The sequence below is a fragment of the Ruegeria sp. CDSA236 genome (assembly GCF_059611285.1).
Genome location: NZ_JBXWPG010000013.1, coordinates 16,386 through 40,922, shown reverse-complemented (window position 1 = coordinate 40,922; position 24,537 = coordinate 16,386). Strand labels below are relative to the sequence as shown.

Below are 24,537 nucleotides of genomic sequence, written 5' to 3'. Positions count from 1 at the left end.
AATCAGTGCCCACCCAGAATGCCGGTGCGAACAGAATAATCGACCGCCAGCGCGTAATCGGGGTCATCGTCGCTGTCGACCATCAAATGGCCTGCCTTGTTCAGCAGTTTGTGACAGTCACGGCTGAGGTGGCGGAGCATGACGCGCTTTCCTGCGGCTTCATACTTCGAAGCGATGTTCTCGATGGCCTGCAATGCCGACTGATCCACCACACGGCTTTCGGCGAAATCGACAATCACGGTTTCCGGGTCGTTTGAAACGTCGAATATCTCAACAAATCCCTCGGACGAACCAAAGAACAGCGGCCCTTGAATCTCGTAGACCTTTGCGCCTTTTTCCGTCAGTGAATCGCGGGTAATTGCATGGATACGCTTGGCGTTATTCCAAGCATAAGCCAGGGCCGAGACGATCACACCAACAACAACCGCTACCGCCAGGTCCTCCATCACGGTCACGACAGTCACCAGCACGATGACAAACGCGTCCATCAAGGGCACTTTGCGCATGATCTTGAACGAATTCCAGGCGAAGGTCCCGATCACCACCATGAACATGACCCCGACCAAAGCGGCCAATGGAATCTGCTCAATCAGAGGGGAGGCGAACAGGATGAATACCAACAGGAACAGCGCCGCTGCGATACCGGCAATGCGCGTGCGACCACCTGATTTCACGTTGATCATGGACTGACCGATCATGGCACAGCCGCCCATGCCTCCGAAAAAGCCAGTGGCCACATTGGCAAACCCTTGGGCGATACATTCTTGCGAGGCACCACCACGTTTGCCGGTGATTTCGCCAACAAGGTTCAGCGTCAGAAGCGACTCGATCAGGCCAATCGCTGCCAATATGACGGCGTATGGCAGGATGATCTCAAACGTCTCCCAATTCAGCGGCACCATCGGGATGTGGAACGGCGGCAAGCCACCTTCGATCGAGGCAAGATCGCCCACCCGTGGGACGTCCAGTCCAAAACCAATCACCAATGCTGCGACGACCATGATCCCTGCCAAAGGCGCCGGGACAATGCGTGTAATGCGCGGCACGATAAGGATCACCGCCATAGTCAGGCCGACCAGACCCAACATGGTAAAAAGTTGAATACCGGAAAGCCATTCGCCACCGCTCATGCCATGGCCCGTGTTTTCCATGCTGCCGGGAACTTTGAACTGGCCCATCTGGGCCAGAAAAATCACGATGGCCAATCCGTTCACAAACCCCAGCATCACTGGATGTGGTACCAGCCTGATAAAACGCCCCCAGTGCATCGCCCCTGCGATCAGCTGCAGTATTCCCATCAAAACCACTGTAGCGAAGAGGTATTCGACCCCATGTTCTGCCACCAAGGCAACCATCACCACGGCCAGCGCCCCAGTTGCGCCCGAAATCATACCCGGACGGCCACCAATCAGTGCAGTGATCAGCCCCACCATGAACGCAGCATACAAACCAACCAGAGGATGCACGCCCGCGACAAACGCAAAGGCCACCGCCTCTGGGACCAAAGCAAGTGCAACCGTCAGGCCGGACAGCAGCTCGATCCGAAGGCGCGAGACGGTCAGCCCCTCATCCGGAACCCAACGAAGATCAGGTTTGGCGATACGATTGGCAAAGCTTGCCAGCATAGCTCGGGGCATAGGGCGTCCTGTTGGTTTATGGGTTCGCGCGAAAATGGGACTTCTATCTGTGAACCGGTTTTTGAGCCACCGCATCAGGCGGGAGGCTGATATGCGCAGCACGCATAGCACATATCTCGCGAATAGGTGAATTGATGTCGGTTCGTTGCCGTCACACCTTGGCTTGATGCTCTGCCTAGCTCGGATAGCAACGACCCGAACCCCTGCGAAAAAAGTGATAGAACCACCGGGCGATCACCCTTGTCAAACCATGCAGCGCAGCGCACAAATCGCTGAACAGGCACCAAAATTGGAGAAAACCAGTGACCCAGACCAAGATTGCCGTCATCGGCGGATCAGGCATTTACGACATCGACGGATTGGAGAATGCGCAATGGGTCTCGGTTGAAACGCCTTGGGGTAAGCCTTCGGACCAAATACTGACCGGCGCGCTGAACGGCATCGAGATGGCGTTCCTGCCTCGCCACGGGCGTGGCCACATTCATTCGCCGACGGACGTGCCCTATCGCGCCAACATCGACGCGCTGAAACGTCTGGGGGTTACGGATGTGATCTCGATCTCGGCCTGCGGATCGTTCCGCGAGCATATGGCGCCCGGAGATTTTGTTGTCGTCGACCAGTTCATCGATCGCACCTTTGCGCGGGACAAGAGCTTTTTTGGCTCTGGCTGCGTGGCCCATGTCAGCGTTGCACACCCAACCTGCCCGCGTTTGTCAGATGCTTGTGAGACTGCTGGCAAGGCCGCCGGCATCACCATTCATCGCGACGGCACCTATCTGGCGATGGAGGGGCCGCAATTCTCGACACTGGCGGAATCCAAAATGTACCGCGAGCATTGGGGCTGCGATGTGATCGGAATGACCAACATGCCCGAGGCTAAACTCGCCCGAGAGGCCGAGCTTTGTTATGCTTCGATCGCGATGGTCACCGACTATGACAGTTGGCACCCGGACCATGGAGAGGTCGACTTGACCGCCATTATCGCCACCCTGACCGGGAACGCCGAAAAAGGCCGGGCCCTGGTCAAGGGCTTGCCAGAGTTGCTGGGGGCAGAGCGCCTGCCCTGCCCGCACGGGTGTGACCGGGCGCTGGAATACGCGATCCTGACCGCGCCAGAAAAACGTGATCCGGCGCTGCTGACGAAACTGGACGCAGTCGCGGGGCGGGTGCTCTAGCGATTGGTATCAGCGCCTATTCCGGTCGGCCGCATCAGTACTTAACCGAAAGGCAGCCTTTTAAGTTCGGTACGGGCGGCAGGGAACGAAGAGGATAGGAATGAAACGGCTCGAGGCCCTGGACGCCGCACGCTTTCTGGCATTTTGCGGCATGGTGCTGGTGAACTTTCGCATCGCGGCGCAGGTCAAACCGACAGATGACTGGGCATCGGCGCTTGTCGATGCACTGGAAGGTCGTGCTGCTGCATTGTTTGTCATTCTGGCCGGGATCGGTATTAGCCTGTCCAGCCCTTCTGCTGGAATTCTGTCACGACGGGCTGCATTTCTGTTCGTACTTGGCCTGATCAATATGACCATGTTTGAGGCCGATATCCTGCATTTCTATGCATTGTATTTTGTTGTCGGCGCGGCGTTTCTGTCCTCGTCCATCTTTGGTTTGTGGCTTGGCGCATGCAGTGTCGTTGTCCTGGCTGTTCTCGCCAATCTTATCTTTGACTATGATCAGGGATGGGACTGGGTTTCCCTGACCCATACCGACCTGTGGACGATACCGGGCTTTGTACGAAACTTGCTGTTCAATGGTTGGCACCCCGTTCTACCTTGGGCAGCGTTCTTGCTGATCGGTATGGCGATTGGGCGATCGCAACTACAGACGGTCTGTGTTCAGCACCGGTTGATCATGTGGGGATTTGGCGCAGCCGTTCTGGCCCTGTTTCCGCAAAAGCTGACAACCGATCCTGACCTGGCCGCCTATCTGGGCACTCAATCCATCCCTCCGGGGCCGTTTTACATTTTGGCCGGGGCTGGAACCGCCTGTGTGGTGATCGGCCTGTTGCTAAAGCTCTGGCCGCGGATTCAAGGGCTGGGCGCCGCGATGGCGCTGACTGCGCCTGGGCGGCAAAGCCTGACGCTGTATATCGCACATATCGTGATTGGGATGGGCATTCTGGACGAGGCCGACCTGCTGGACGGATCGCTCAGCGCGCCACAGATCGTTGGCTACGCCTTGGGTTTCTGCGTGCTGTCCTCAGGATTTGCTCTGCTATGGTTCCTGCGCTTCAGACGCGGACCACTTGAGGCGTTGATGCACCGTGTGACGCGCCCATCGGGGGCTTGACGTTTGCCCGTCACCAAAGCTTGATACCCGCGTATCATAATCGGAGATCACATGCCCTTTGACATCTGGCTGGCTTTTGTGGCTGCATCCACCGCTTTGCTACTGATCCCCGGCCCCACTGTTCTGCTGGTGCTCAGCTATGCGCTCTCCAAAGGCCGCAGCGTTGCCGTAGCCTCGGCCACCGGGGTGGCGGTTGGCGATTTGGTGGCCATGACGGCCTCATTGCTGGGATTGGGGGCGTTGGTGCTGGCCTCAGCTACGTTGTTTTCTGTCCTAAAGTGGGTCGGCGCGGCCTATCTGGTCTGGCTGGGCATCAAGTTACTGCGCAGCGCACCGTCGGCGGGGCTGCAGGCGGTTGAACCCGGCGCAGATATCACTGCGCGAGGCGTCTTTGGTCACGCGGCCGCTGTAACCGCCCTGAACCCCAAATCGATTGCGTTCTTTATCGCCTTCGTGCCGCAATTCCTGCGCCCAACTGAACCTTTGGGCCCTCAATTCGCGATCCTGATAGGCACCTTCGTCGGGTTGGCCTGGTTGAATGCATTGGCCTATGCCCTTTTGGCAGATCGGCTGCGCCATATGATCGGCCGCGCAAGCACCATTCGCGCATTGACGCGTTTCGGGGGATTGACCCTGATCGGTATGGGGATCGCCACATCAATCCTGCGTCGCCCGGCCTGAGGGCCTATTCTGCAGTGTGATCATTCATAAATCCGCGAATAAACCGCCTGATTTCTCGCGCCGCCGACGTGTCGAGTTCCCTGCACAGCTCTACAAAAGCATCGCGCTCGCCACGATCCAGCCGCAGAACCAGCTGGCTGTCCTTTTTGGCTGAAACCTTACGATCTGTCCCTGACATGCACTTTGTCTCCAAAAGACTTCAGAAGGAATGAAACGTATATACTAAGTATATAGAAAACATATGATGGGCAGCTAACAACCTTGCGGAATCTTTGCAAGTAGCCTGTGTTCAATTCAGGTAATTCTTTTTCGGAACCAACGCATTGGCTAAAAAAGACGACGTCTTGGGAAACCTATCTGGTTTTTTCGGTGAGATAGGCAATCGCACGTTCTAGGAAGATTGCAAGCCAGCACATTCATTCTGTTCTTGCATGACCGTCCCCGATGGGCCAAACAACCCAGCGTGTTTTGACACCAGAAGGGGTTGGTCATGTCAAGAAACAAGTCGGTCAAGGATTACATCCGAACCATCGTCGATTTTCCGCACGAAGGGATCATGTTTCGGGATGTCACCACCTTGTTTGCGGACCCGCGCGGGTTTCGCATGGCGATTGACCAGATGTTGCACCCCTATGCTGGCGAACAGATCGACAAGGTCGTGGGGCTTGAGGCGCGCGGTTTCATTTTGGGCGGCGCCATCGCTCATCAGCTGAGCGTCGGTTTCGTCCCCATCCGCAAAAAGGGCAAGCTGCCCGGCACAACAATCAGCCAAGATTACACGCTGGAATATGGCGAGGCCATTGTCGAGATTCACGATGACGCCATCCAGCCGGGTGAGAAAATTCTTGTCGTGGATGACCTGCTGGCCACCGGAGGCACCGCCGCCGCCGGGATCAAACTGATCGAACGGCTGGGCGGCCAGATCGTGTCATGTTCCTTCATCATCGACCTGCCAGAATTGGGCGGGCGCAAGGTTCTGGAAGAGATGGGCATGGATGTTCATGTCCTGTGCGAATTCGAAGGACTCTGACGGATCCCGCACTTACAATCGCAGGACCGCGCCGGGATTCATGATCCCTTTGGGGTCCAGCGCCGATTTGATCGCCTGCATCGCACTCAGTTTGGCCGGATCGCCATATCGTTCCAAATCATCGGTCTTTAATCGCCCGATACCGTGCTCGGCGCTGACCGACCCCTGGAACTCATGCACAAGGTCATGAACGGCCCTTTTTACCTTCGCACTTTCGGCGTCATACTCTGACCGGGAATGCCCGTTTGGCGGAAACACATTGTAATGTAGGTTCCCGTCGCCCAGATGCCCGAAGCAGTTCACCCGATACGGACCAAGCGCGGCCACAACATCTGCACCACGCCGGATAAATTCTGGGATGGCCGAGATCGGCACCGAGATATCGTGGCTTGAGACCGACCCGATCAGCCGGTTTGCATCCGGAATACGCTCGCGCACGGCCCACATGTCCTGCCGCTGCGCCTCGCTTTGTGCAATCACCGCATCGGTGACCAGCCCACGTGCGTCAGCGGCCTCGTACAGCACCTCAAACGCGGTTTCAGGTGATTGTCCCATCGACAAGCCAATCTCGATCAGTACAGACCATTCGGGCGGCTCGGCAAAAGCCTGCCGCGTCTCTGGCAGAACCTCACTCAGGAACAAAAGCCCCTGTTGGTGAATCAGTTCAAATGCGCTGACGCTGTCGCCCATGAGGTCCCGCGCCAGCGCCAGCAAATCAACCGCCGCTTCGGCAGAGGTGACCTGAACCATGGCCGTTCCAACCGCCTCAGGACGGGGAAACAGCTTGAGTGCCGCCGCAGTGATGATCCCTAGCGTCCCTTCGGCCCCAATCAAAAGATTGCGCAGATCATACCCGGTATTGTCCTTTCGCAACCGGCTGAGCCCATGCCAGATTTCGCCGCTTGGTAGAACCGCCTCAAGGCCCAGACACAGGTCACGGGCGTTTCCATAGCGCAACACGTTTACCCCCCCTGCATTTGTCGACAGGTTCCCTCCGATCCTACATGACCCCTGTGAGGCAAGGGAAAGTGGAAATAACCGGTTCGCACCTTCGGCAGCCGCCTGCACATCTGCAAGGATCACACCACCTTCTGCAATCATCACATTCTCTGTCGGATAGACAGCCCGGATCGCTGTCATCCGCTCTAGCGAGATTAGCAAAGGCGCAGGCCCGTCCGACGTCACCTGACCGCCAACCACACCGGTGCCGCCCCCATATGGCACCACTGGGACCGATGCCTCGGCAGCCAATCGGATCAGAAACGCCACCTCCTCGGCCGTTCTGGGCACCGCAAGCACCCCCGCCTGCCCGGAAATCCGACGGCGCGGCTCCTCGAGATATCGCGCGGTGACCGGTCGCAGCACTTCATCCGGCAAGGCGGCGCGAATTGATTGGGCGAATTGATCGTCTGCGGGATTCAGGGTCATGCCCATTCCTTGCCCAAGGCAACAGGTCCCGACAAGCCCTATTCCAACTCGATCAGGTATTGCGGCTCTAACACAACCACCGTTGGCCGGTCCGGAAGTGAGCGCAGGGATACGGTGATTTCCGACACGCCATCGCGCTCAACCGGGAAATCGCCCCTGACATCCGCCAGAAACCGATCCAGCGAATAGTCCGAAAACCAATGCATCGGAATAATGACCGAGCTTTTCAATCGTTTCAGAACAGAGATCATTTCGGGCAGCGGCATGGTCGTCCCGCCATCAACGGCGGCCATGACAACATCTAACCGCCCAAGGGCCGCAAATTGCGCGTCCGATGGGACGTGGTGCAGATGACCCAAATGCCCGATACACAAGCCCGCCACCTCAAACACAAAGATCGAATTGCCACGTTCTTCGACCCCGCCATAAACAGAACGGATATCGGTCGAGACATTGCGCACCAGCATCTCGTCCAGATCCAGATGATGTTCGATCCCCTCCCCGAACACGCCCCACCCCTCCAGCACATGCGGAATGGCGGGATCGGGGTATTCGGTCCAATGGGTGCCATGGGCGTGGTTCATCGTCACCACATCGGGAATCAGACTGGCCCCGCCGATGAACCCGGTGAAATCCGTCACGGCGTTCAACCCGCCCTGCGTCTGGATCAGGAAAGACGCATGCGCGACATAGCTGATCCGAACCGAATGCTCCGGCACCGGATCCTGCCAGGCTGCTTTATGCAGGTACTCGATCCCCGGCGCCGCATCCGCAATGGCGATGCAATGGCTTGGCCGACGCTCCTGTGCCACAGCCCCGCCCGAGATCACCAAAAATGCAAAAACCACCCAGCGCATGACGTGATTGTAGCGCAGAGCACGGTTGAATCGCGACCGCAAAGTGAAATTGAACTTTCCGCGGGTTGAAGTGCCTCAAACCACGATGCACTTACGTAGCCTGAACGGGCGTGAGACCTTCGCCGCACGCAAGGCCTGTGCCAATGCGTCGCTCACAAAAAACGCGTCGCGCATTTGTGTGTCGATCCAGATGTCGGGCCCATCCAACGCAGACAAACTCACGGCGATGTCCTTGTCTTGCATTGCGCCGGGCGGCTGCCAGATATCATAATTTGGGTAAGGCTTTGTGATACGCGGTGATTGATCGGTCAGCACAGCCGTTTTTTGGGCCCCAAAGTTCAAGCAGAAATACTCGCCCTCAACCGGTGTGGTACGATCGTGTTGAAACAGTTTGACTGGATAGAGATTTCCGTCACCAAGGTCGAATTGGCGCATCACATCAGCGCAGGCCGCAGAGACCGTCCATAGCCCTCCAGCCATAAAGAGGTCTGGCTGCTTCTTTTCCTTTTTGTCTTTGTATTTCGCGTACACTTCTTTGGGGAAGCAATCCTCCGGCTGCGGTTCGCCAAGTCTGTTCCGCTTCATTGCTTCAACGGCTCGCTCCCTGTCGTTCAAAACAACGTCTGCCTCAAATCCTTTGATGCTTGAAACGCTTACCATCGCACGGCTGATCCAAATCATTGGCTGTTTCGCCCGCGCCATGGTCCTACCCTGCGTCTGTCTTGCCGCGCCGGTCTGACCGCAGGCAAGCATACAACACATGCGTTCGCCAGCGCCCGTCGATCTGCAGATAGGATTGCGCCACGCCTTCGTACTTAAAGCCCGAGCTTTCCAACAACCCACGCGAAGGTTTGTTTTCGGGCAAACACGCCGCCTCGATCCGGCTCAGGTCCAACCGCGTGAAGGCATGATGGACCACCGCGCCAATAGCTTCGCGCATATAGCCGTTGCGAGCAAAAGCCTGACCCGTCCAATAGCCCAGGGTCCCCGCCTGTGCTGGGCCACGGCGCACATTGTCCAGGGTGATCGCACCGACCAGCAGGTCATCAGAGCGCCGGAACAGGAACAACGGAATCGCCGTCCCGCTCGCAACAGATCGCTGCGCCCAGTAGACCCGGTTGGTAAAGGACTTCCGGCTCAGATGATCCGAAGCCCAGATCGGCTCCCACTGGGTCAGAAAATCTCTGGACGAGCGCCGCAGCGCTGCCCAGTCATTAAAGTCGGAGTGCACGGGCGGGCGCAAGCTGAGCCGCTCGGTTTCAAGTTTCAGCTTGCGTCTGCCCAGAAGCATCACGCCGCGCGCCTCTCCTGCAAGTCCGCGAGTGTGGGTGCACCTGATACCGGACCATACAGCGCCAGCGCCGCTGGCGCTTGTGCTGCTATCTGTTCAGCAAAGCTGCGGACATCTTCGGTGCTGACCGCGTCAATCTTGGCGACTGTATCCTCAAGCGACGGCACCCGTCCCCAGATCTGCACCAGACGCGCCAGTCGCTCGGCCCGGTTCGAGGGGCTTTCCAACCCCATCAGCATTCCGGCCTTCATTTGCGCACGAGCACGGGCGACCTCTTCGGGGCTCATATCCTCGGCGGCACGTTTCATTTCGTCAATGGTGATCGTCGCCAACTCACCGATCTGATCCGCAGATGTGCCCGCGTAGATCGTGGTTGTCCCGGTGTCGGCATAGGCGCCGGCCTGGGCAAAGATCGTATAGCAAAGCCCGCGTGTTTCCCGAACTTCCTGAAACAAGCGCGAAGACATACCCCCGCCCAGCGCGGTCGAATAAATCTGCGCGGTATAGATCGCGTCGTCGCGATAGCCGGGGCTTTCCAGCGCCAAAGCGAAATGAGCTTGCTCCAGTTCTTTCTCCTGCCGCGCCTCACCACCGGTAAATCGGGCCACTTCAGGGATCAAACCCTTGCGTGGTTGCAGGTGACCAAACATCTCTTCGGCCGTTTTCATCAGTGCATCGTGATCCACCGCACCAGCAGCGGATAGGATCATCTGTTCAGGGCCATAATGCTCGGCCACGAAACCCGACAGATCCTCGCGCGAGAATGCGCTGACGCGTTCAGTGGGGCCAAGTATGGTCCGGCCCAAGGGCTGATCGTGATAGCTTTGCTCTTGCAGCCAGTCAAAGATTACATCGTCGGGCGTGTCATAGGCCTGACCGATTTCCTGTAGGATCACACCGCGTTCGACCTCAATCTCGCGCGGATCGAAGATCGGGTTCAGGACGATGTCACCGATGACATCCATCGCCAGCGCCACATCGTCTTTTAGAACGCGCGCGTAATAGGCCGTCACTTCGCGCGAAGTATAGGCGTTGATATACCCGCCCACATCCTCGATCGCTTCGGCAATTTGCAGCGCGGATCGCCGTTTGGTTCCCTTGAACGCCATATGCTCAAGGAAATGGGCTATGCCATTCTGTTCGATCCGCTCATTGCGCGCACCGGCGGTTACCCAGATGCCTATGGCCGCAGATTGCAGCCCCGGCATATGTTCACTGACGATACGGAAGCCGTTCTTCAGTTGGTCTTGTCTGACAGTCACTCGGCGATATGCCCTTTGATATGATCCTCAAGGGCGCCCAGATCATTGGCGATGCGGGTCACCCGTTCTGGACGTTCATACAGATCAGACATGCGAGAGGGAAGAGGCGGATGTACGCCGCTCGCCTTCTCGACCGCAGCCGGGAACTTGGCCGGGTGTGCGGTTGCCAAAGTGATCATCGGGACGTTCGCGTCGCGGTGCTCCTCGGCAACTTTGATACCCACGGCAGTATGGGGGCAGACCAGTTCGGTGCTGTGGGCCAGCGTGGCTGTGATCGTCGCCAGTGTTTCCTCTTCGGACACGCGGCCCGAGTCGAAGCTTTCGCGCAACGCTTCCATCGCGCCTTGGCTGACATTGAAGCCGCCCGTCATCAGCTCGTCCATCAGCTGAGCCACAGAATTGCCATCCTCGTCATAGGCATAATACAGCGCCCGTTCAAAGTTCGAGCTGACCTGAATATCCATCGAAGGGCTGATCGAAGGGATCGTGTCTCCCTTGAAATACCCTTCGCCTGCCAGACACCGATGCAGAATGTCATTCTGGTTGGTCGCCACTACCAACCGGTCAATCGGCAAGCCCATGCGTTTGGCCAGATAGCCCGCAAAGATGTCCCCGAAATTACCCGTAGGCACGGTAAAGCTGACCTTGCGATGTGGCGCGCCAAGGCTGACCGCGGCTGAGAAGTAATAGACGATCTGTGCCAGCACGCGGGCAAAGTTGATCGAGTTCACCCCCGCCAGTTTCACACCGTCACGGAAGTCGAAATCGTTGAACATATCTTTCAGCGCGGCCTGACAGTCGTCAAAGTCCCCGTCGACGGCCAGAGCATGCACATTGCTGTCCGAAGGTGTGGTCATCTGACGACGCTGCACCTCGGAAACGCGGCCATGCGGATACAGGATAAACACGTCTACCGCATCCAGCCCCCGGAACGCCTCAATCGCGGCAGAACCGGTATCACCGCTGGTCGCGCCCACGATAGTCACCCGATCCCCGCGACGCTTTAGCGCTACCTGGAACAACTGACCGATTAGCTGCATGGCGAAGTCTTTGAAGGCCAGTGTCGGGCCGTGAAACAACTCCAGCAGGAAGTGGTTCTCGTTCAACTGCTTCAACGGTGCGCGGGCGTCATGGCCGAACCCTTTATAGGCGCGGGCAATGATCTGTTTGAACTCATCTTCCTCAAATGATCCGCTGACATAGGGCCACATCACACGAAAGGCGATCTCCTCATAGGACAGGCCGGCCAAAGCAGCGATGTCATCCTGGCTCATCACCGGGATCTCGGCGGGCAGATACAGGCCGCCGTCGCGGGCCAGCCCGGTCAGCATCGCCTCTTCAAAACTCAGTTCGGGCGCCTGCCCGCGGGTTGAGACATATTTCATTGCGCTTCACTTTCTGATGGGGCGCGACCGCGCCACAGGAAATAACCAGTCATCGCAGCCCAGACCAAAGCCAGGCCAAACCATGTGATCGCGTATCCCAGATGATCATTCGGGATGCCCGCAGTGTCCACTGGCAGAGGGGTCACATTCGGATCGGTTTGGGACCGTGCGATCAGCAGAACCGGGTCGGTTCCCAGAGCTGCGGCAAGAGCGGGAACATCGCGGGCAAACCAGATATTAGCAGACAAATCGGGTTCGGGCGTATAGCCGTCGATCTCATCCGGCCAGTGCAGATTGCCCGTCAGTTCGATCTGCCCGGTATGTCTTTCAACCTGTTTGGCAGTGGTTGGGATAAAACCGCGATCGACCAGAATAGTCCGGTCGCCAGTATCGAAAGCTTGGATAACTCGATAGCCAGCGCCTACTTGTTTCACCGAAACCAGAACATGGATTTCACCCGGCTGCATCTCACCCTGGACGAAAACCGGTAAGTACTTGTCCCGTGTCTCGGAAGGCTGCTGCGGCAGGGAAACAGGTTCGGCGGAGATCCGGTCGTTAATCTCGGCCAACACGTCTTGTTTCCACCCAAGCCGCTGTACCTGCCAGACGCCCAGCGACACAAGTACGCCCAGACCGGCGAGCCCGAAGATCAGCAGGAAAGTTATGCGGCGCATGGCGGGGTCAAACCTTGTTGCAGAAACCGGCGTCTTGTTAAGGGCGGTGTGAACTGAATTGCAACCACCCATTTGTATCGGGTGCAATCTTGCACCCTGATAGAGAAAAAGCCGCCCGTGGGGGCGGCTTTTGCAATTTTGTTACCGGTCCGGCGTCAGATCAAAGGGGCTTGTCCCCAGATATAGACTGCGAAGAACAGGAACAGCCAGACAACGTCAACAAAGTGCCAGTACCAGGCCGCGGCCTCGAAACCGACGTGCTTTTCCGGCGTGAAATCACCCTTCAGCGCCCGGATCAAACAGACCGACAAGAAGATGGTGCCGATAATCACGTGGAAGCCGTGAAAGCCGGTTGCCATGAAGAAGTTCGAATAGAACTGATCACCACCGAATTTCCAGCCCTCATGGGCCAGCAATTCGTAGTACTCAAAGCCCTGCAGAGCGGTAAAGGCGATGCCCAAAACGATACCAATAGCGAGGCCGTTGATCAGCGCCTTGCGGTCATTGTCATGCACCAGCGCGTGGTGTGCCCAGGTGATGGCACAGCCCGAAAGCAGCAAGACCAGCGTGTTGATCAGCGGCAAGTGGAACGGGTCAACCGCGTGGATATCCGGCTGGATGTACTCGGTGCCCGCATAGTCGTACATCGGGTACATGCGGTGTTTGAAGAACGACCAGAACCAGGCGAAGAAGAACATCACCTCGGACATAACGAACAGGATGAACCCATAGCGCAAGCCAATGCGCACGACCGGCGTGTGATCGCCTACACGGCTTTCGGCCACCACTTCGGACCACCAGGCGAACATGGTGTAAAGAACCGCAACAAGACCGGCCCAGAACATGTAGGAGGTGACGCCGTGCATCCAGAGGACGGCCCCGAACAACATTACAAAGCCGCCCGCGGCGCCGATCAGTGGCCAGATCGAAGGGGTCAGAATGTGGTAATCATGATTTTTTGCGTGTGCCATCAGCGTCCCTCACCTACAGGCGTTAGTTCTTGTTTGTATCAGCCTGAACATCAAGGGCGGCATAGCCCTCGGGCAGGTCAATTTCGTAGAATGTATACGACAGAGTGATCGTATGCACATATTTGGCTTCCAGATCCTCGACCATTTCGGGATCGACGAAAAAGCTCACCGGCATCTGAACCCGTTCTCCGGGTTGCAACACCTGTTCTTCAAAACAGAAACAGGCGATCTTCTGGAAATACCCACCGGCCGAATAAGGCGCAACGTTGTAAGAAGCCTGACCGGCAATCGGGCGGTCCGTGGGGTTATATGCCTCATAGAAGGCCAGGCCCGTTTCACCGATGCGGATTTCCATCTGGCGCTCGACCGGCTTAAATTCCCAGGCCATGTCTTTCGCCTTTGAGGCGTCAAAGCGAACGGTAACAGTGCGCTCAAGGATGTCCTCTGGCGCGGCTTCAGCCACTCCGGTTGTGCCGCCATACCCGGTGACCCGGCAAAACCAGTCGTAAAACGGTACCGAAGCCCAGGCGAGACTGCCCATCAGAACAACAACGCCGACAGTTTGCACGACGGTTTTTTGCGGCCCCGTGAGCGCCATCAGTTCTGCACCTCTTGCATGGCCCTGTTAAAATCGGTCCCTGAGACTTTGACGATCGTCAGCCCAAAGATCAGCACGATGAATGCAGCAAGCGTCAGGCCAACGCCCAGATTTCGGCTGAACCGACGTTGATGCAACTCATGGCTTTTGCGCAGGCTCATGCCCAGCCTCCCAGCCCGTAAGGCTTCAGCAGTGCTTCGGCAAGGATCGCGCCGAAATGCAGGAAAAGATACAGCAGCGAGAGCTTGAAAAAGCCACGCTCAACTTTGAAGTTATCAGCCTCGGAGTCATCCTCGGTCCGACGCGAGATTGCCCATGCTCCGCGCAGGAACAACGCGTTCAGTACAATAGCGACAGTCAGATAGATCGGACCGCCGATTGCCGAAAAGCCGGTTCCAATCGCAAGCACTGCCAGCAGAACGGTGTAGACCAGAATATGCCAGCGCGTCGCCCGCCGACCATGGGTTACCGTCAACATCGGCACACCCGCATCGTCGTAATCCGACCGCATAAACAGGGCCAGCGCCCAGAAATGCGGCGGCGTCCACATGAAGGTGAGGGCAAACATCAGCCAAGGTTCGACGGACATGGATCCGGTTGCAGCGACCCAACCGATGACCGGCGGGAAAGCCCCAGCTGCGCCGCCAATCACGATGTTCTGTGGCGTCGAGCGCTTGAGCCACATCGTGTAGACAACGACATAGAAGAAGATGGTGAAGCCCAGAAAGGCTCCGGCGAACCAGTTGGTTGCAAGACCCAACATGATCACCGACAGGCCGGACAGTGCCAGGCCCAAGGCCATCGCTTCGCCCTCTTGTACCTTGCCCGACGGTATGGGGCGACCTTTGGTGCGCTTCATAACGCGGTCGATATCTGCATCCCACCACATGTTCAGCGCGCCGGATGCGCCACCTCCGATGGCAATGAACAATATCGCGCAGAACCCAACGAACGGATGTACCGGTACCGGCGCTGCCAGCAGACCAACAAGCGCCGTGAATACAACCAGCGACATCACGCGCGGCTTCAGCAGGGCGAAGTAATCGCCAAAGCTGGCCTCATTCGCATACGCTTGGGCGGTCGTTTGGCTTGCATTGATGCTTGCGTCGCTCATCTCGGGTCCTTTTGGGGCGAAGGCTGTGCGATCTCTCGCACAGCCTGCATCTTGTAGCAGGCGGGACGCATCCCGCCCTTACTGAAATCAGTTCGAAGCGACCTGATAGTTCTGCGGCAGGCCCGCATACTCGTCGATCGCACCTTTCAGCCACGCGTCATACGCCTCTTGGCTGACAACTTTGACAGTGATCGGCATATAGGCATGGTCTTTGCCGCACAGTTCCGAACACTGGCCGAAATAGATGCCTTCCTTTTCGGCCTCAAACCACAGCTCGGCCAGGCGTCCTGGTACACCGTCCTGCTTCACACCGAAGGACGGAATGGTCCAGGAATGGATCACGTCGGACGCAGTAACTTGCATCACGATGACCTTGCCAACCGGGACAACTACCGCTGTGTCGGTGGCCAGCAGCCACTCATCGTCGCTATACCCTGCGTCTGCCAGCTTGGCCCGCATCGCGTCATCCAGGACAAACGCCGTCACGTCCGCATCGGCGGGGCGGGTACCTTCGTCCAACGTGGCCGGATGGCCGAGCAGATAGCTGTCGAATGCAAAATCGTGATCGACATACTCATATGTCCAATACCACTGGTTGCCGACAACCTTGATAACGACATCACCTTCGGGAATTTCCTGCTGCTTGAACAGAACCGGCAGAGAGAAAGCACCGATGAATACCAGAATCAGAATCGGACCCAACGTCCAGACGATCTCGACCGGAGTATAGTGCGAGAATCGCGCCGGGGTCGGGTTGACGCGTTGGTTATAACGCATGATGCAGTAAACCAGCAGGCCCGCAACGAATATGCAGATCGCGGTAATAATCACCAGAATCATATTATCCAGGCGATGAATCCCCTCGGCAAGGCTAGTGGCTGCAGGCTGGAATCCTATGCCGCCGTCAACCGGCTGACCAATAATCTCAAGCTCCTGAGCCATGGCGGGAAGGCTGGAGAGGGCTGTCATAAGCCCCGAAAGCTTCAAAGCGTTCTTCATTTTCTGTCCTGATCGTTTGATCTTTGCGTCCCTGGCGAAAAGGTGTGAATCGGCCACACCTCACCCGTTGTCTTTGGCCGCGTTAAAAACCATATTCCTGCGGGTAGATAAAGCAAAATGCTTGCGTCAAACAGACGCTATTTTTGATCTGGATCAAACTCGAAAGGTCCCAAGAGATGCCCAACGACCCGTTTCGCCCGTTTGAAAGCGCTCTTCCACATGACGAAGCGCTTGCGGTACTGCAATCCGCCACCGCCGGGGCCGAGGACGGAGAACTGTACGTTGAACGCCGGAAATCCGAGTCTCTGGTCTTTGATGACGGGCGCTTGCGGACCGCTTCTTATGACGCGTCCGAAGGTTTCGGCCTGCGCGCCGTGCAGGGCGAAGTGGCAGGCTATGCGCATTCAACGGACGTCTCGATTCCTGCCCTGAAACGGGCCGCCGAGACCGCGCGGCTGGCGGTCGGTGATGGTGGCGGAACGCTAGCTGATGCCCCCCGGGCCACCAACAAGCGCCTTTATACAGACGAAGACCCAATCGAATCTGCCAGCTTCCCCGTCAAAATCGAAACATTGCGCGAGATTGACGCCTTTGCCCGTGATCTTGATCCGCGTGTAGTACAGGTCAGCGCCACTATTGCTGCTGCGGTGCAGGAGGTTGAGATTCTACGCCCTGACGGCATTCTGGTCCGCGATGTCCGCCCCATGACCCGGTTGAATATCTCGGTCATCGTAGAACAGAACGGCCGTCGTGAGAGCGGCTCGACCGGTGGAGGTGGCCGGATCGGCCTGGACGGGCTGATCGATCCAACCGACTGGCAGGATAAAGCCCGCGAGGCCCTTCGCATCGCCATGGTCAACCTCGAGGCTGTTCCCGCCCCTGCGGGCGTGATGGAGGTCGCACTGGGCCCTGGCTGGCCCGGCATCTTGCTGCACGAAGCGATTGGCCACGGCCTTGAAGGGGATTTCAATCGCAAGGGCAGTTCCGCCTTTGCCGGGCTGATGGGTCAACAGATCGCGTCCAAAGGTGTTACGGTCGTTGATGACGGCACAATCGCAGACCGGCGCGGGTCAATCAGCGTCGATGATGAGGGCACACCCAGTTCGCGCACGGTGCTGATCGAAGACGGCATCCTGACCGGATATATGCAGGATCGCCAGAACGCCCGTCTGATGGGTGTTGCGCCAACCGGGAATGGGCGGCGTCAAAGCTATGCCCATAAACCAATGCCACGGATGACAAATACAATCATGCTGGGTGGCGATGCCGATCCCGCCGCTTTGGTAGCCGATATAAAGGATGGCATCTGGGCCGTAGGCTTTGGCGGCGGTCAGGTGGATATCACCAACGGCAAATTTGTGTTTTCCTGTACCGAGGCATACCGGGTTGAAAACGGCAAAATCGGCGCGCCGGTCAAAGGGGCAACATTGATTGGCGATGGCCCCTCTGCCCTCAAACGCGTTCGCGGGTTGGGCAACGACATGGCCTTGGATCCGGGAATGGGCACGTGTGGCAAGGATGGCCAATGGGTGCCCGTGGGCGTCGGTCAACCTACGGTCCTGATGGATGGGCTGACGATTGGAGGATCGGCGGCCTAAGTAGAATCGGTCACTGCTTCCAAAGCGCAGGGTTAACGCCCCGCTTTGGATATGCATTGATACTTTGCGGAGAGGCGTTTTCCGACTTCCGACTCGGCTGTATTTTTTGCCGTTGTTTTTCAACAACCTACGCAACTGAGACAACCGAGACTCGAAATATATCCGGAAAATTTGACGGGATTCACACGCTGTTAACCCTGGCAGCCGTAAACCAGTTCTGCAATCAGACGGAGCAACGGATGACCGAAGAGCAGCTTTCTTCCAATCACCCCACACTCCCACCCACCACGGAAGAGGATCGGTTTTCCTGGCTTCGTCTGTTGCGTTCTCGCAAAGTGGGCCCGGCGACGTTTCGGCGGCTGCTTCGCGAACATGGCTCGGCGCAGAATGCGCTGGCCGCGCTGCCGGAAATGGCACGCGCTGCCGGAATAGAAGGGTATGAAATCTGCCCGCCCGGCGTGATTGAGGCGGAACTCAAGGCCGCAAAAGCTGCCAATGCGCGGCTTTTGTGCCTAGGGTCCGCCGATTTCCCATCCGCTTTACATGATCTGAATGATGCTCCGCCAATGTTGTGGGCAATCGGTGACACCTCTCTTTTACAGCGCCCCTCGGTCGCTATGGTCGGTGCCCGCAACTGCTCATCTCTGGGCGCGCGAATGGCGCGCGGATTGGCGACCGATCTGGGAAAACAGGGTTATGTGATCGTTTCTGGCCTGGCCCGCGGGATTGATACCGCGGCGCACCTAGCCACGGTTGAAACAGGCACCATCGCCGTTATGGCGGGGGGGGTCGACGTGGTTTACCCTGCTGAAAATACCGATCTTGCCGCTGAAATCGCAGGTTCCGGGCTGCGCGTCTCGGAGCAACCCATGGGCGTCACGCCACAGGCGCGCCATTTCCCGCGTCGCAACCGGATCATCTCGGGCCTGGCAAAGGCCGTTATTGTGGTCGAAGCCGCCGCCAAATCCGGCAGCCTGATTACAGCGCGCGACGCCTTGGACCAGGGGCGCGATGTTCTGGCTGTGCCCGGACACCCGTTTGACGCGCGTGCGGCTGGCTGCAACCTGCTGATCCGCGACGGTGCTACTTTGATAAGGTCTGCAGAAGATGTGATCGAAGCGCTACCGCAGCAAGCGAACCTATTCGAACCCCAGCAAATGCTCCAAAAGAATTTACCCCGCACACCATGCTCAACCAATGACTTGGAACGCCTAATTCTGACCCGGCTCGGCCCCTCTCCTATCGCCGAAGACCAGTTGATCCGCGATGTTGAGGCAACGGCGGGTGAAATTGCCCCGGTTTTGGTCGATCTGGAACTGGACGGACGTATTCAACGCCAACCCGGGGGTCTTCTGTCATTGACCGCCTGAGTGTTGGATATCCAATCTTACACATGTATCCCATTGTAATCGCGTATAAATCCTTGCCTTCAAAGGAACGCATTGACAATTCGCTCTTGCCCTACACATCTTGCACACTCATAGAAGGCGCCAATTCCGTCGAGCGAGGTTTCCCCTTAAATGCCTGTAGTTGTTGTAGAATCCCCTGCCAAGGCCAAAACAATCAATAAATATCTTGGCCCGGACTACACGGTTCTGGCGTCTTACGGCCATGTTCGAGATCTGCCGCCCAAAGATGGCTCGGTCGATACCGAGGATGAGTTTGCGATGAAATGGGAGGTCGGGAACGACAGCCGCAAACATGTCAAAGCCATCGCCGACGCGCTGAAAGAAGACAACGCCCTGATCCTCGCCACCGACCCCGATCGTGAGGGGGAGGCGATCAGTTGGCACCTGCAAGAAGCGCTGACCAAGCGCCGCTCGATCAAGAAAGATACGCCGGTCAGCCGAGTGACCTTCAACGCCATCACCAAAGATGCGGTGACCGAGGCGATGCAGAACCCACGTCAAGTCGACATGCCGCTGGTCGAGGCCTATCTGGCCCGCCGTGCATTGGACTATCTCGTGGGCTTCAACCTGTCGCCCGTTCTATGGCGCAAGCTGCCCGGCGCGAAATCCGCTGGTCGCGTGCAATCGGTCTGCCTGCGCCTGATCGTCGAGCGCGAGATGGAGATCGAGGCGTTCAAGCCGGTTGAATACTGGTCGGTGCGTGCCCTGTTCGAAACGCCGCGCGGTCAGACCTATGAGGCGCGCCTGGTCACTCTGGCCGGTAAAAAGCTGGACAAGCACGATCTGTCCAACTCAACCCAGGCCGAACTGGCGGTGCAGGCGATCACCAGCCGCGCGCTCAGTGTCACTTCGGTCGAGGCGAAACCCGCCGCTCGAAATCCCAGCGCACCCTTCATGACCTCGACCCTGCAGCAAGAGGCCAGCCGCAAGTTCGGCATGGGTGCGCGTCACGCGATGCAAGTGGCACAGCGCTTGTATGAGGCCGGCTACATTACCTATATGCGAACCGATGGCATCGACATGGCCCCCGAGGCCGTGGCGGCTACGCGCGAGACCATCGCCGACCGCTATGGCGCGGAATATGTGCCGGACAGCCCTCGCATCTATAAGAACAAGGCAAAGAACGCGCAGGAAGCCCACGAATGCATCCGGCCTACGGATATGACCCGCGATGCCAAAGCGCTGAAGGTAACGGACGACGATCAGCGCAAGCTCTATGACCTGATCTGGAAACGCACCATTGCCTGCCAGATGGCCGCTGCCCGGCTGGAACGCACAACTGTCGAAATCGGAAGCGAAGATGGGCAGGTTGGCCTGCGCGCGACCGGTCAGGTGGTGATGTTTGACGGGTTCATGCGTGTCTATGAAGAAGGCCGCGATGATGTCGCCGATGAGGATGACAAACGCCTGCCCCAGATCATGCAGGGCGACCCTGCACGGTTCTCTAAAACCACGTTGCGGGATCAGTTCACCAAAGCGACAAGCGATGGCACGGACCGGGCCGCGAAAGAGGCCATTCTGTCAGACAATGAATCAGTTCTGGCACTGCAACATCACACTCAACCGCCGCCGCGCTATACCGAGGCGACGTTGGTCAAGCGGATGGAAGAGTTGGGGATCGGGCGACCGTCGACCTATGCCTCGATTGTCACAACGATTCAGGACCGGGAATATGTACGCAAGGACAAGAACCGGCTGATCCCCGAAGAAAAGGGGCGGATCGTCACGATTTTTCTGCTGAACTTCTTCCGTCAGTATGTCGGTTATGAATTCACCGCCAATCTGGAAGAACAGCTGGACGATGTGAGTGCAGGTGATCGGGACTATAAGGATCTGTTGGGCAAATTCTGGCGCGACTTCTCGGCCGCGATTGGCGAGACATCGGAACTGCGCATTTCCGAAGTGCTGGACAAACTGGACGAAGCACTGGCACCGCAGCTCTATCCGCCACGCGAGGATGGATCTGACCCGCGTGTCTGTCCGAAATGCGGCGCAGGCCAGTTGCACCTGAAAACTTCACGCACTGGCGGGTTCGTCGGCTGCGGCAACTATCCCGAATGCACCTATACCCGTCCTATCGCCGGTGAAGGTGCCGAGGGTGAAGAGCGCCTGCTGGGTGAAGATTCGGGTGATGATATCTGGCTGAAGACCGGCCGGTTCGGACCTTATGTTCAACGTGGAGAGCCAACGCCCGAGAACAAGAAACCTCCGCGCGCCTCGCTGCCACGTGGCTGGAGCAAGGATGATATGGATCTGGACAAGGCGCTGACATTGCTATCCCTGCCCCGCCAGATTGGTGAGCACCCCGAGGGCGGTATGATCAGCTCGAATTTCGGGCGGTTCGGACCATATCTGATGCACCAGCTGGCGGACGAGGCCAAACCGGTTTACGCAAACCTCAAAGACCCCAATGACGTGTTCGAGATCGGCATGAACCGCGCGGTCGAATTGCTTGCTGAAAAGCGCTCCAATCCGGGGCGCGGACGCCGGGCTGCGGCCAAAGCGCTGAAAGAACTGGGGGAACATCCCGATGGTGGCGCCATGCAGGTTCTGGATGGGCGCTATGGTCCATATGTGAAGTGGGAAAAGGTCAACGCGACCATTCCCAAAGACATCAAACCCGAGGACGTAACGCAGGAAATGGCCATCGAACTGGTCAATGAGCGCGCGGCCCTGAAAGGGACCAAGAAAAAGGCGGCGCCCAAGAAAAAAGCCGCCAAGAAGACAACCAAGAAGGCCGGTTAGGTAGAAATACCACCCTTCGCCCGGTTTCATTGACTTCCCCGTGACGTGACGGCACAACCTGCCCAACACCATCTCATTGGGGGAGTTTTCCATGAAGAAAATCTATGCCAATGCCAACGAAGCGCTCGATGGCGTGCTTTCGGATGGCATGTTGATCGCCGCTGGCGGGTTTGGCCTGTGCGGGATTCCCGAGCTGCTGCTTGAGGCAATCAAGACCTCGGGTGCCAAAGACCTGACCTTTGCCTCGAACAATGCGGGCGTGGACGATTTCGGTATCGGTATCCTGCTGCAAACGAAGCAGGTCAAAAAGATGATCAGTTCATATGTGGGCGAAAACGCCGAATTCATGCGTCAGTACCTCAGCGGTGAGCTTGAACTGGAATTCAACCCTCAAGGCACCCTGGCCGAACGGATGCGCGCAGGTGGTGCCGGGATCCCGGGTTTCTACACAAAAACGGGCGTAGGCACTGTTATTGCCGATGGGAAAGAACACAAAGACTTCAACGACGAGACCTATATTCTCGAAGAAGGTATTTTTGCAGATCTGGCGATTATCAAGGCGTGGAAAGCCGACGACACCGGCAATCTGGTGTTCCGCAAGACCGCCCGAAACTTCAACGTGCCCGCCGCCACTTGCGGCAAGATCTGTGTGGTCGAAGTTGAAGAGATCGTGCCCCGTGGCTCTCTGGACCCTGACATGATCCACCTACCTGGAATTTACGTGCATCGCATCATTCAGGGCAATCACGAAAAGCGCATCGAACAGCGCACCACCCGCAAGAAGGAGGACGCATAATGCCCTGGGACCGCAATCAGATGGCCGCCCGCGCAGCGCAAGAGCTCGAAGACGGCATGTATGTAAACCTCGGCATCGGTATCCCGACGCTGGTGGCAAATTATGTTGGCGACAAGGATATCACCCTGCAATCCGAAAACGGAATGCTTGGTATGGGTCCCTTTCCTTTCGAGGGCGACGAAGACCCGGACCTGATCAACGCAGGCAAGCAGACGATCACCGAACTTTCTCGGACTGCTTATTTCGACAGCGCTACGTCTTTCGCCATGATCCGGGGCGGCAAAATCGCCGCGGCAATCCTGGGTGCCATGGAAGTGGATGAAAAAGGCGATCTGGCCAACTGGATGATTCCCGGCAAGCTGGTCAAAGGCATGGGCGGCGCGATGGATTTGGTTGCAGGCGTCGGACGTGTGATCGTGGTTATGGATCACACCAACAAACACGGTGAATCGAAAGTGCTGAAAGAGTGCACCCTGCCGCTGACCGGCAAGGGTGTTGTGGATCGCATCATCACCAATTTTGGAGTTCTGGATGTGGTCGATGGCGGCCTGAAGATCGTAGAGCTCGCAGATGGTGTCAGCGAAGATGAGATGCGCGCCGCGACACAGGCGACGATTGTCGACTGATCAATTCACCTAATGGCAAGGCCCACTTCAGTGTGGGCCTTGGTCAATTAAGAGCCTGAAACACGCACCCGTCAGAAATCAACTCGGGCGGTGTCGAACACAGCGCTCGCGCCACCTGAAAAGCCGCGAGAACCTTGGGCACATAATCCCGTGTTTCCGCATAAGGCGGTACACCACCATGTTTGCGAACCGCACCCTCGCCCGCATTATATCCGGCCAGGACCAGGATCGGGTCGTTTCCAAACTCTTCCATCAGCCAGTTCAGGTATTTCACTCCGCCCGAGATGTTCTGCCCCGGGTGAAGGCTGTCCTCGACCCCAAATCGTTTCGCGGTCGCGGGCATAAGCTGCATCAGCCCCTGCGCTCCGGCCGAACTTTCCGCCTTCTCCCGGCCCGCCGATTCAACCGAGATGACGGCCAGCACCAACGCAGGCGACACATTTGTCCCTACGGTCGAGCGTAAAATGTCGATCCCCTGCCGTTGAGCAATATTCTGAAGCGTCTGCAATCGGGGCGAGGCTACGTTTATGGCGGCAAGCGCATTTATCGAGTCCTGCAAACGACCCGAACTGGCCTCATCTATCCCGGGTGAGATCCTGTCCCAGAACGCTTTATATGATCCGACGGGTTTGTTTTGCGGCGTAATTCCCGGAAGCCCCGGAGGCGTAACACGTGTCCTCGCGATAATCTCAGGAACTACGATCTCAGCCCCTGTGCTGGGCGCCGAAGGTGCTGAGGCATGTTCTGTAGGCGATATCTGAACGGTAATGCGCGGACGTTGGCCGGGTTTAGGTGCTTTGATCCGTTTATATACGCCACGCGGTTCGACTTCGTTGGCGGGGACAGACACAGGTGCGGACACCACTGCCAGCGCCAAGCCGGCGCAAGTTATTGCGTTCCGGAGATTCATTTGCCTGCCTCACGTTCTCTTTTGCGTCAATTTGAACCCCGAATCTGTCTGTAAGGCCAGAAAAACAATGTGAATTGGGGCAATTTCGCCTCATTTGGCGCCATTTTGCATCGGGTTTTATCGGTACTCGTACGGAGGGAATATTTTTATTACTTTAATTTCAATCAGTTAAACGGAAAGCTACCAAAAAGTTAAGCTGAGGCACAAAAATTTGGGGTTTGGCCCAATTCCTGC

The 24,537-nt window shown here is 57.4% G+C and carries 24 protein-coding genes; 9 read left to right on the top strand and 15 right to left on the bottom strand.

Annotation, left to right across the window (positions count from 1 at the left end; translation table 11 throughout):
* Positions 1–2: 2 nt before the first annotated feature.
* Entirely contained in the window at positions 3–1,637 is a 1,635-nt protein-coding gene (locus AC2FLB_RS17690; RefSeq protein WP_142638018.1) for a SulP family inorganic anion transporter, read from the bottom strand.
* A gap of 302 nt (positions 1,638–1,939) precedes the next feature.
* Here AC2FLB_RS17690 and AC2FLB_RS17685 point away from each other — a divergent pair, with 302 nt between their 5' ends.
* The 3 genes from AC2FLB_RS17685 (at position 1,940) to AC2FLB_RS17675 (ending at position 4,610) form a co-directional block, all read left to right on the top strand.
* On the top strand, positions 1,940–2,812 hold the full coding sequence (locus AC2FLB_RS17685) for an S-methyl-5'-thioadenosine phosphorylase (protein WP_496709767.1): 873 nt from the start codon (positions 1,940–1,942) through the stop codon (positions 2,810–2,812).
* A 100-nt stretch (positions 2,813–2,912) separates the two neighbouring features.
* Positions 2,913–3,929 carry a DUF418 domain-containing protein gene (locus AC2FLB_RS17680; RefSeq protein WP_496709766.1) on the top strand — a complete coding sequence of 339 codons (1,017 nt, stop codon included), beginning with the start codon at positions 2,913–2,915 and terminating at the stop codon, positions 3,927–3,929.
* A gap of 51 nt (positions 3,930–3,980) precedes the next feature.
* The gene (locus AC2FLB_RS17675) at positions 3,981–4,610 is read left to right on the top strand and encodes a LysE family translocator (protein ID WP_496704002.1); all 630 of its coding nucleotides are present in this window, start codon (positions 3,981–3,983) and stop codon (positions 4,608–4,610) included.
* A 4-nt stretch (positions 4,611–4,614) separates the two neighbouring features.
* On the opposite strand, the gene AC2FLB_RS17670 is transcribed toward AC2FLB_RS17675, so the two are convergent.
* Positions 4,615–4,788: a hypothetical protein gene (locus AC2FLB_RS17670; RefSeq protein WP_281995766.1), complete on the bottom strand. Its 174-nt coding sequence runs from the start codon at positions 4,786–4,788 to the stop codon at positions 4,615–4,617.
* Positions 4,789–5,100: 312 nt separating this feature from the next.
* Between AC2FLB_RS17670 and AC2FLB_RS17665 the strand changes: the two genes are divergently transcribed.
* The gene (locus tag AC2FLB_RS17665) at positions 5,101–5,640 is read left to right on the top strand and encodes an adenine phosphoribosyltransferase (protein ID WP_496709765.1); all 540 of its coding nucleotides are present in this window, start codon (positions 5,101–5,103) and stop codon (positions 5,638–5,640) included.
* A gap of 12 nt (positions 5,641–5,652) precedes the next feature.
* Here AC2FLB_RS17665 and AC2FLB_RS17660 read toward each other — a convergent pair whose 3' ends face one another.
* The 12 genes from AC2FLB_RS17660 to coxB form a co-directional block, all read right to left on the bottom strand.
* A complete protein-coding gene (locus AC2FLB_RS17660) occupies positions 5,653–7,068 on the bottom strand; it encodes an FAD-binding oxidoreductase (protein ID WP_496709764.1) in 1,416 nt (471 codons plus the stop codon).
* Positions 7,069–7,106: 38 nt separating this feature from the next.
* The gene (locus AC2FLB_RS17655) at positions 7,107–7,925 is read right to left on the bottom strand and encodes an MBL fold metallo-hydrolase (RefSeq protein ID WP_496709792.1); all 819 of its coding nucleotides are present in this window, start codon (positions 7,923–7,925) and stop codon (positions 7,107–7,109) included.
* A 75-nt stretch (positions 7,926–8,000) separates the two neighbouring features.
* Positions 8,001–8,627, bottom strand: coding sequence for an imm11 family protein (locus tag AC2FLB_RS17650; protein WP_496709763.1), 627 nt, complete (start codon positions 8,625–8,627; stop codon positions 8,001–8,003).
* 4 nt (positions 8,628–8,631) lie between these two features.
* On the bottom strand, positions 8,632–9,216 hold the full coding sequence (locus AC2FLB_RS17645) for a GNAT family N-acetyltransferase (RefSeq protein ID WP_496709762.1): 585 nt from the start codon (positions 9,214–9,216) through the stop codon (positions 8,632–8,634).
* On the bottom strand, positions 9,216–10,478 hold the full coding sequence (locus AC2FLB_RS17640) for a M16 family metallopeptidase (RefSeq protein ID WP_142638002.1): 1,263 nt from the start codon (positions 10,476–10,478) through the stop codon (positions 9,216–9,218). Before AC2FLB_RS17640 ends, AC2FLB_RS17645 begins: the two co-directional genes overlap by 1 nt.
* Positions 10,475–11,863 (bottom strand): threonine synthase, encoded by a 1,389-nt coding sequence (gene thrC, locus AC2FLB_RS17635; RefSeq protein WP_496709761.1) that lies wholly within the window; start codon positions 11,861–11,863, stop codon positions 10,475–10,477. The genes AC2FLB_RS17640 and thrC overlap by 4 nt, the downstream gene beginning before the upstream one ends.
* A complete protein-coding gene (locus AC2FLB_RS17630; RefSeq protein ID WP_142637998.1) occupies positions 11,860–12,537 on the bottom strand; it encodes an SURF1 family protein in 678 nt (225 codons plus the stop codon). Before AC2FLB_RS17630 ends, thrC begins: the two co-directional genes overlap by 4 nt.
* 155 nt (positions 12,538–12,692) lie before the next feature.
* Positions 12,693–13,508 carry a cytochrome c oxidase subunit 3 gene (locus AC2FLB_RS17625; RefSeq protein ID WP_142637996.1) on the bottom strand — a complete coding sequence of 272 codons (816 nt, stop codon included), beginning with the start codon at positions 13,506–13,508 and terminating at the stop codon, positions 12,693–12,695.
* A gap of 22 nt (positions 13,509–13,530) precedes the next feature.
* Positions 13,531–14,106, bottom strand: a complete 576-nt coding sequence (locus AC2FLB_RS17620; protein ID WP_142637994.1) for a cytochrome c oxidase assembly protein — start codon at positions 14,104–14,106, stop codon at positions 13,531–13,533.
* Positions 14,106–14,267 (bottom strand): cytochrome c oxidase system small membrane protein, encoded by a 162-nt coding sequence (locus AC2FLB_RS17615; RefSeq protein ID WP_185956706.1) that lies wholly within the window; start codon positions 14,265–14,267, stop codon positions 14,106–14,108. The genes AC2FLB_RS17620 and AC2FLB_RS17615 overlap by 1 nt, the downstream gene beginning before the upstream one ends.
* The gene (gene cyoE, locus AC2FLB_RS17610; protein ID WP_142637992.1) at positions 14,264–15,220 is read right to left on the bottom strand and encodes a heme o synthase; all 957 of its coding nucleotides are present in this window, start codon (positions 15,218–15,220) and stop codon (positions 14,264–14,266) included. The genes AC2FLB_RS17615 and cyoE overlap by 4 nt, the downstream gene beginning before the upstream one ends.
* Before the next feature lie 87 nt (positions 15,221–15,307).
* Complete coding sequence (coxB, locus tag AC2FLB_RS17605; protein ID WP_142637990.1) at positions 15,308–16,219, bottom strand: cytochrome c oxidase subunit II; 912 nt, start codon at positions 16,217–16,219, stop codon at positions 15,308–15,310.
* 176 nt (positions 16,220–16,395) lie between these two features.
* On the opposite strand from coxB, the gene tldD reads away from it, so the two are divergent.
* The 5 genes from tldD to AC2FLB_RS17580 all read left to right on the top strand — a co-directional run bounded on the left by tldD (position 16,396) and on the right by AC2FLB_RS17580 (position 23,393).
* Complete coding sequence (gene tldD, locus AC2FLB_RS17600) at positions 16,396–17,817, top strand: metalloprotease TldD (protein ID WP_142637988.1); 1,422 nt, start codon at positions 16,396–16,398, stop codon at positions 17,815–17,817.
* A gap of 239 nt (positions 17,818–18,056) precedes the next feature.
* On the top strand, positions 18,057–19,187 hold the full coding sequence (gene dprA, locus AC2FLB_RS17595) for a DNA-processing protein DprA (RefSeq protein WP_271950505.1): 1,131 nt from the start codon (positions 18,057–18,059) through the stop codon (positions 19,185–19,187).
* 150 nt (positions 19,188–19,337) lie between these two features.
* Positions 19,338–21,971, top strand: a complete 2,634-nt coding sequence (gene topA / locus AC2FLB_RS17590; protein ID WP_496692893.1) for a type I DNA topoisomerase — start codon at positions 19,338–19,340, stop codon at positions 21,969–21,971.
* Positions 21,972–22,062: 91 nt separating this feature from the next.
* Positions 22,063–22,767 carry a CoA transferase subunit A gene (locus AC2FLB_RS17585; RefSeq protein ID WP_281973275.1) on the top strand — a complete coding sequence of 235 codons (705 nt, stop codon included), beginning with the start codon at positions 22,063–22,065 and terminating at the stop codon, positions 22,765–22,767.
* Positions 22,767–23,393 (top strand): 3-oxoacid CoA-transferase subunit B, encoded by a 627-nt coding sequence (locus AC2FLB_RS17580; RefSeq protein WP_142637980.1) that lies wholly within the window; start codon positions 22,767–22,769, stop codon positions 23,391–23,393. The genes AC2FLB_RS17585 and AC2FLB_RS17580 overlap by 1 nt, the downstream gene beginning before the upstream one ends.
* 43 nt (positions 23,394–23,436) lie before the next feature.
* Here the strand turns inward: AC2FLB_RS17580 and AC2FLB_RS17575 are convergent, their stop codons facing one another.
* A complete protein-coding gene (locus AC2FLB_RS17575) occupies positions 23,437–24,303 on the bottom strand; it encodes a lytic transglycosylase domain-containing protein (protein ID WP_496692894.1) in 867 nt (288 codons plus the stop codon).
* Positions 24,304–24,537 lie beyond the last annotated feature (234 nt).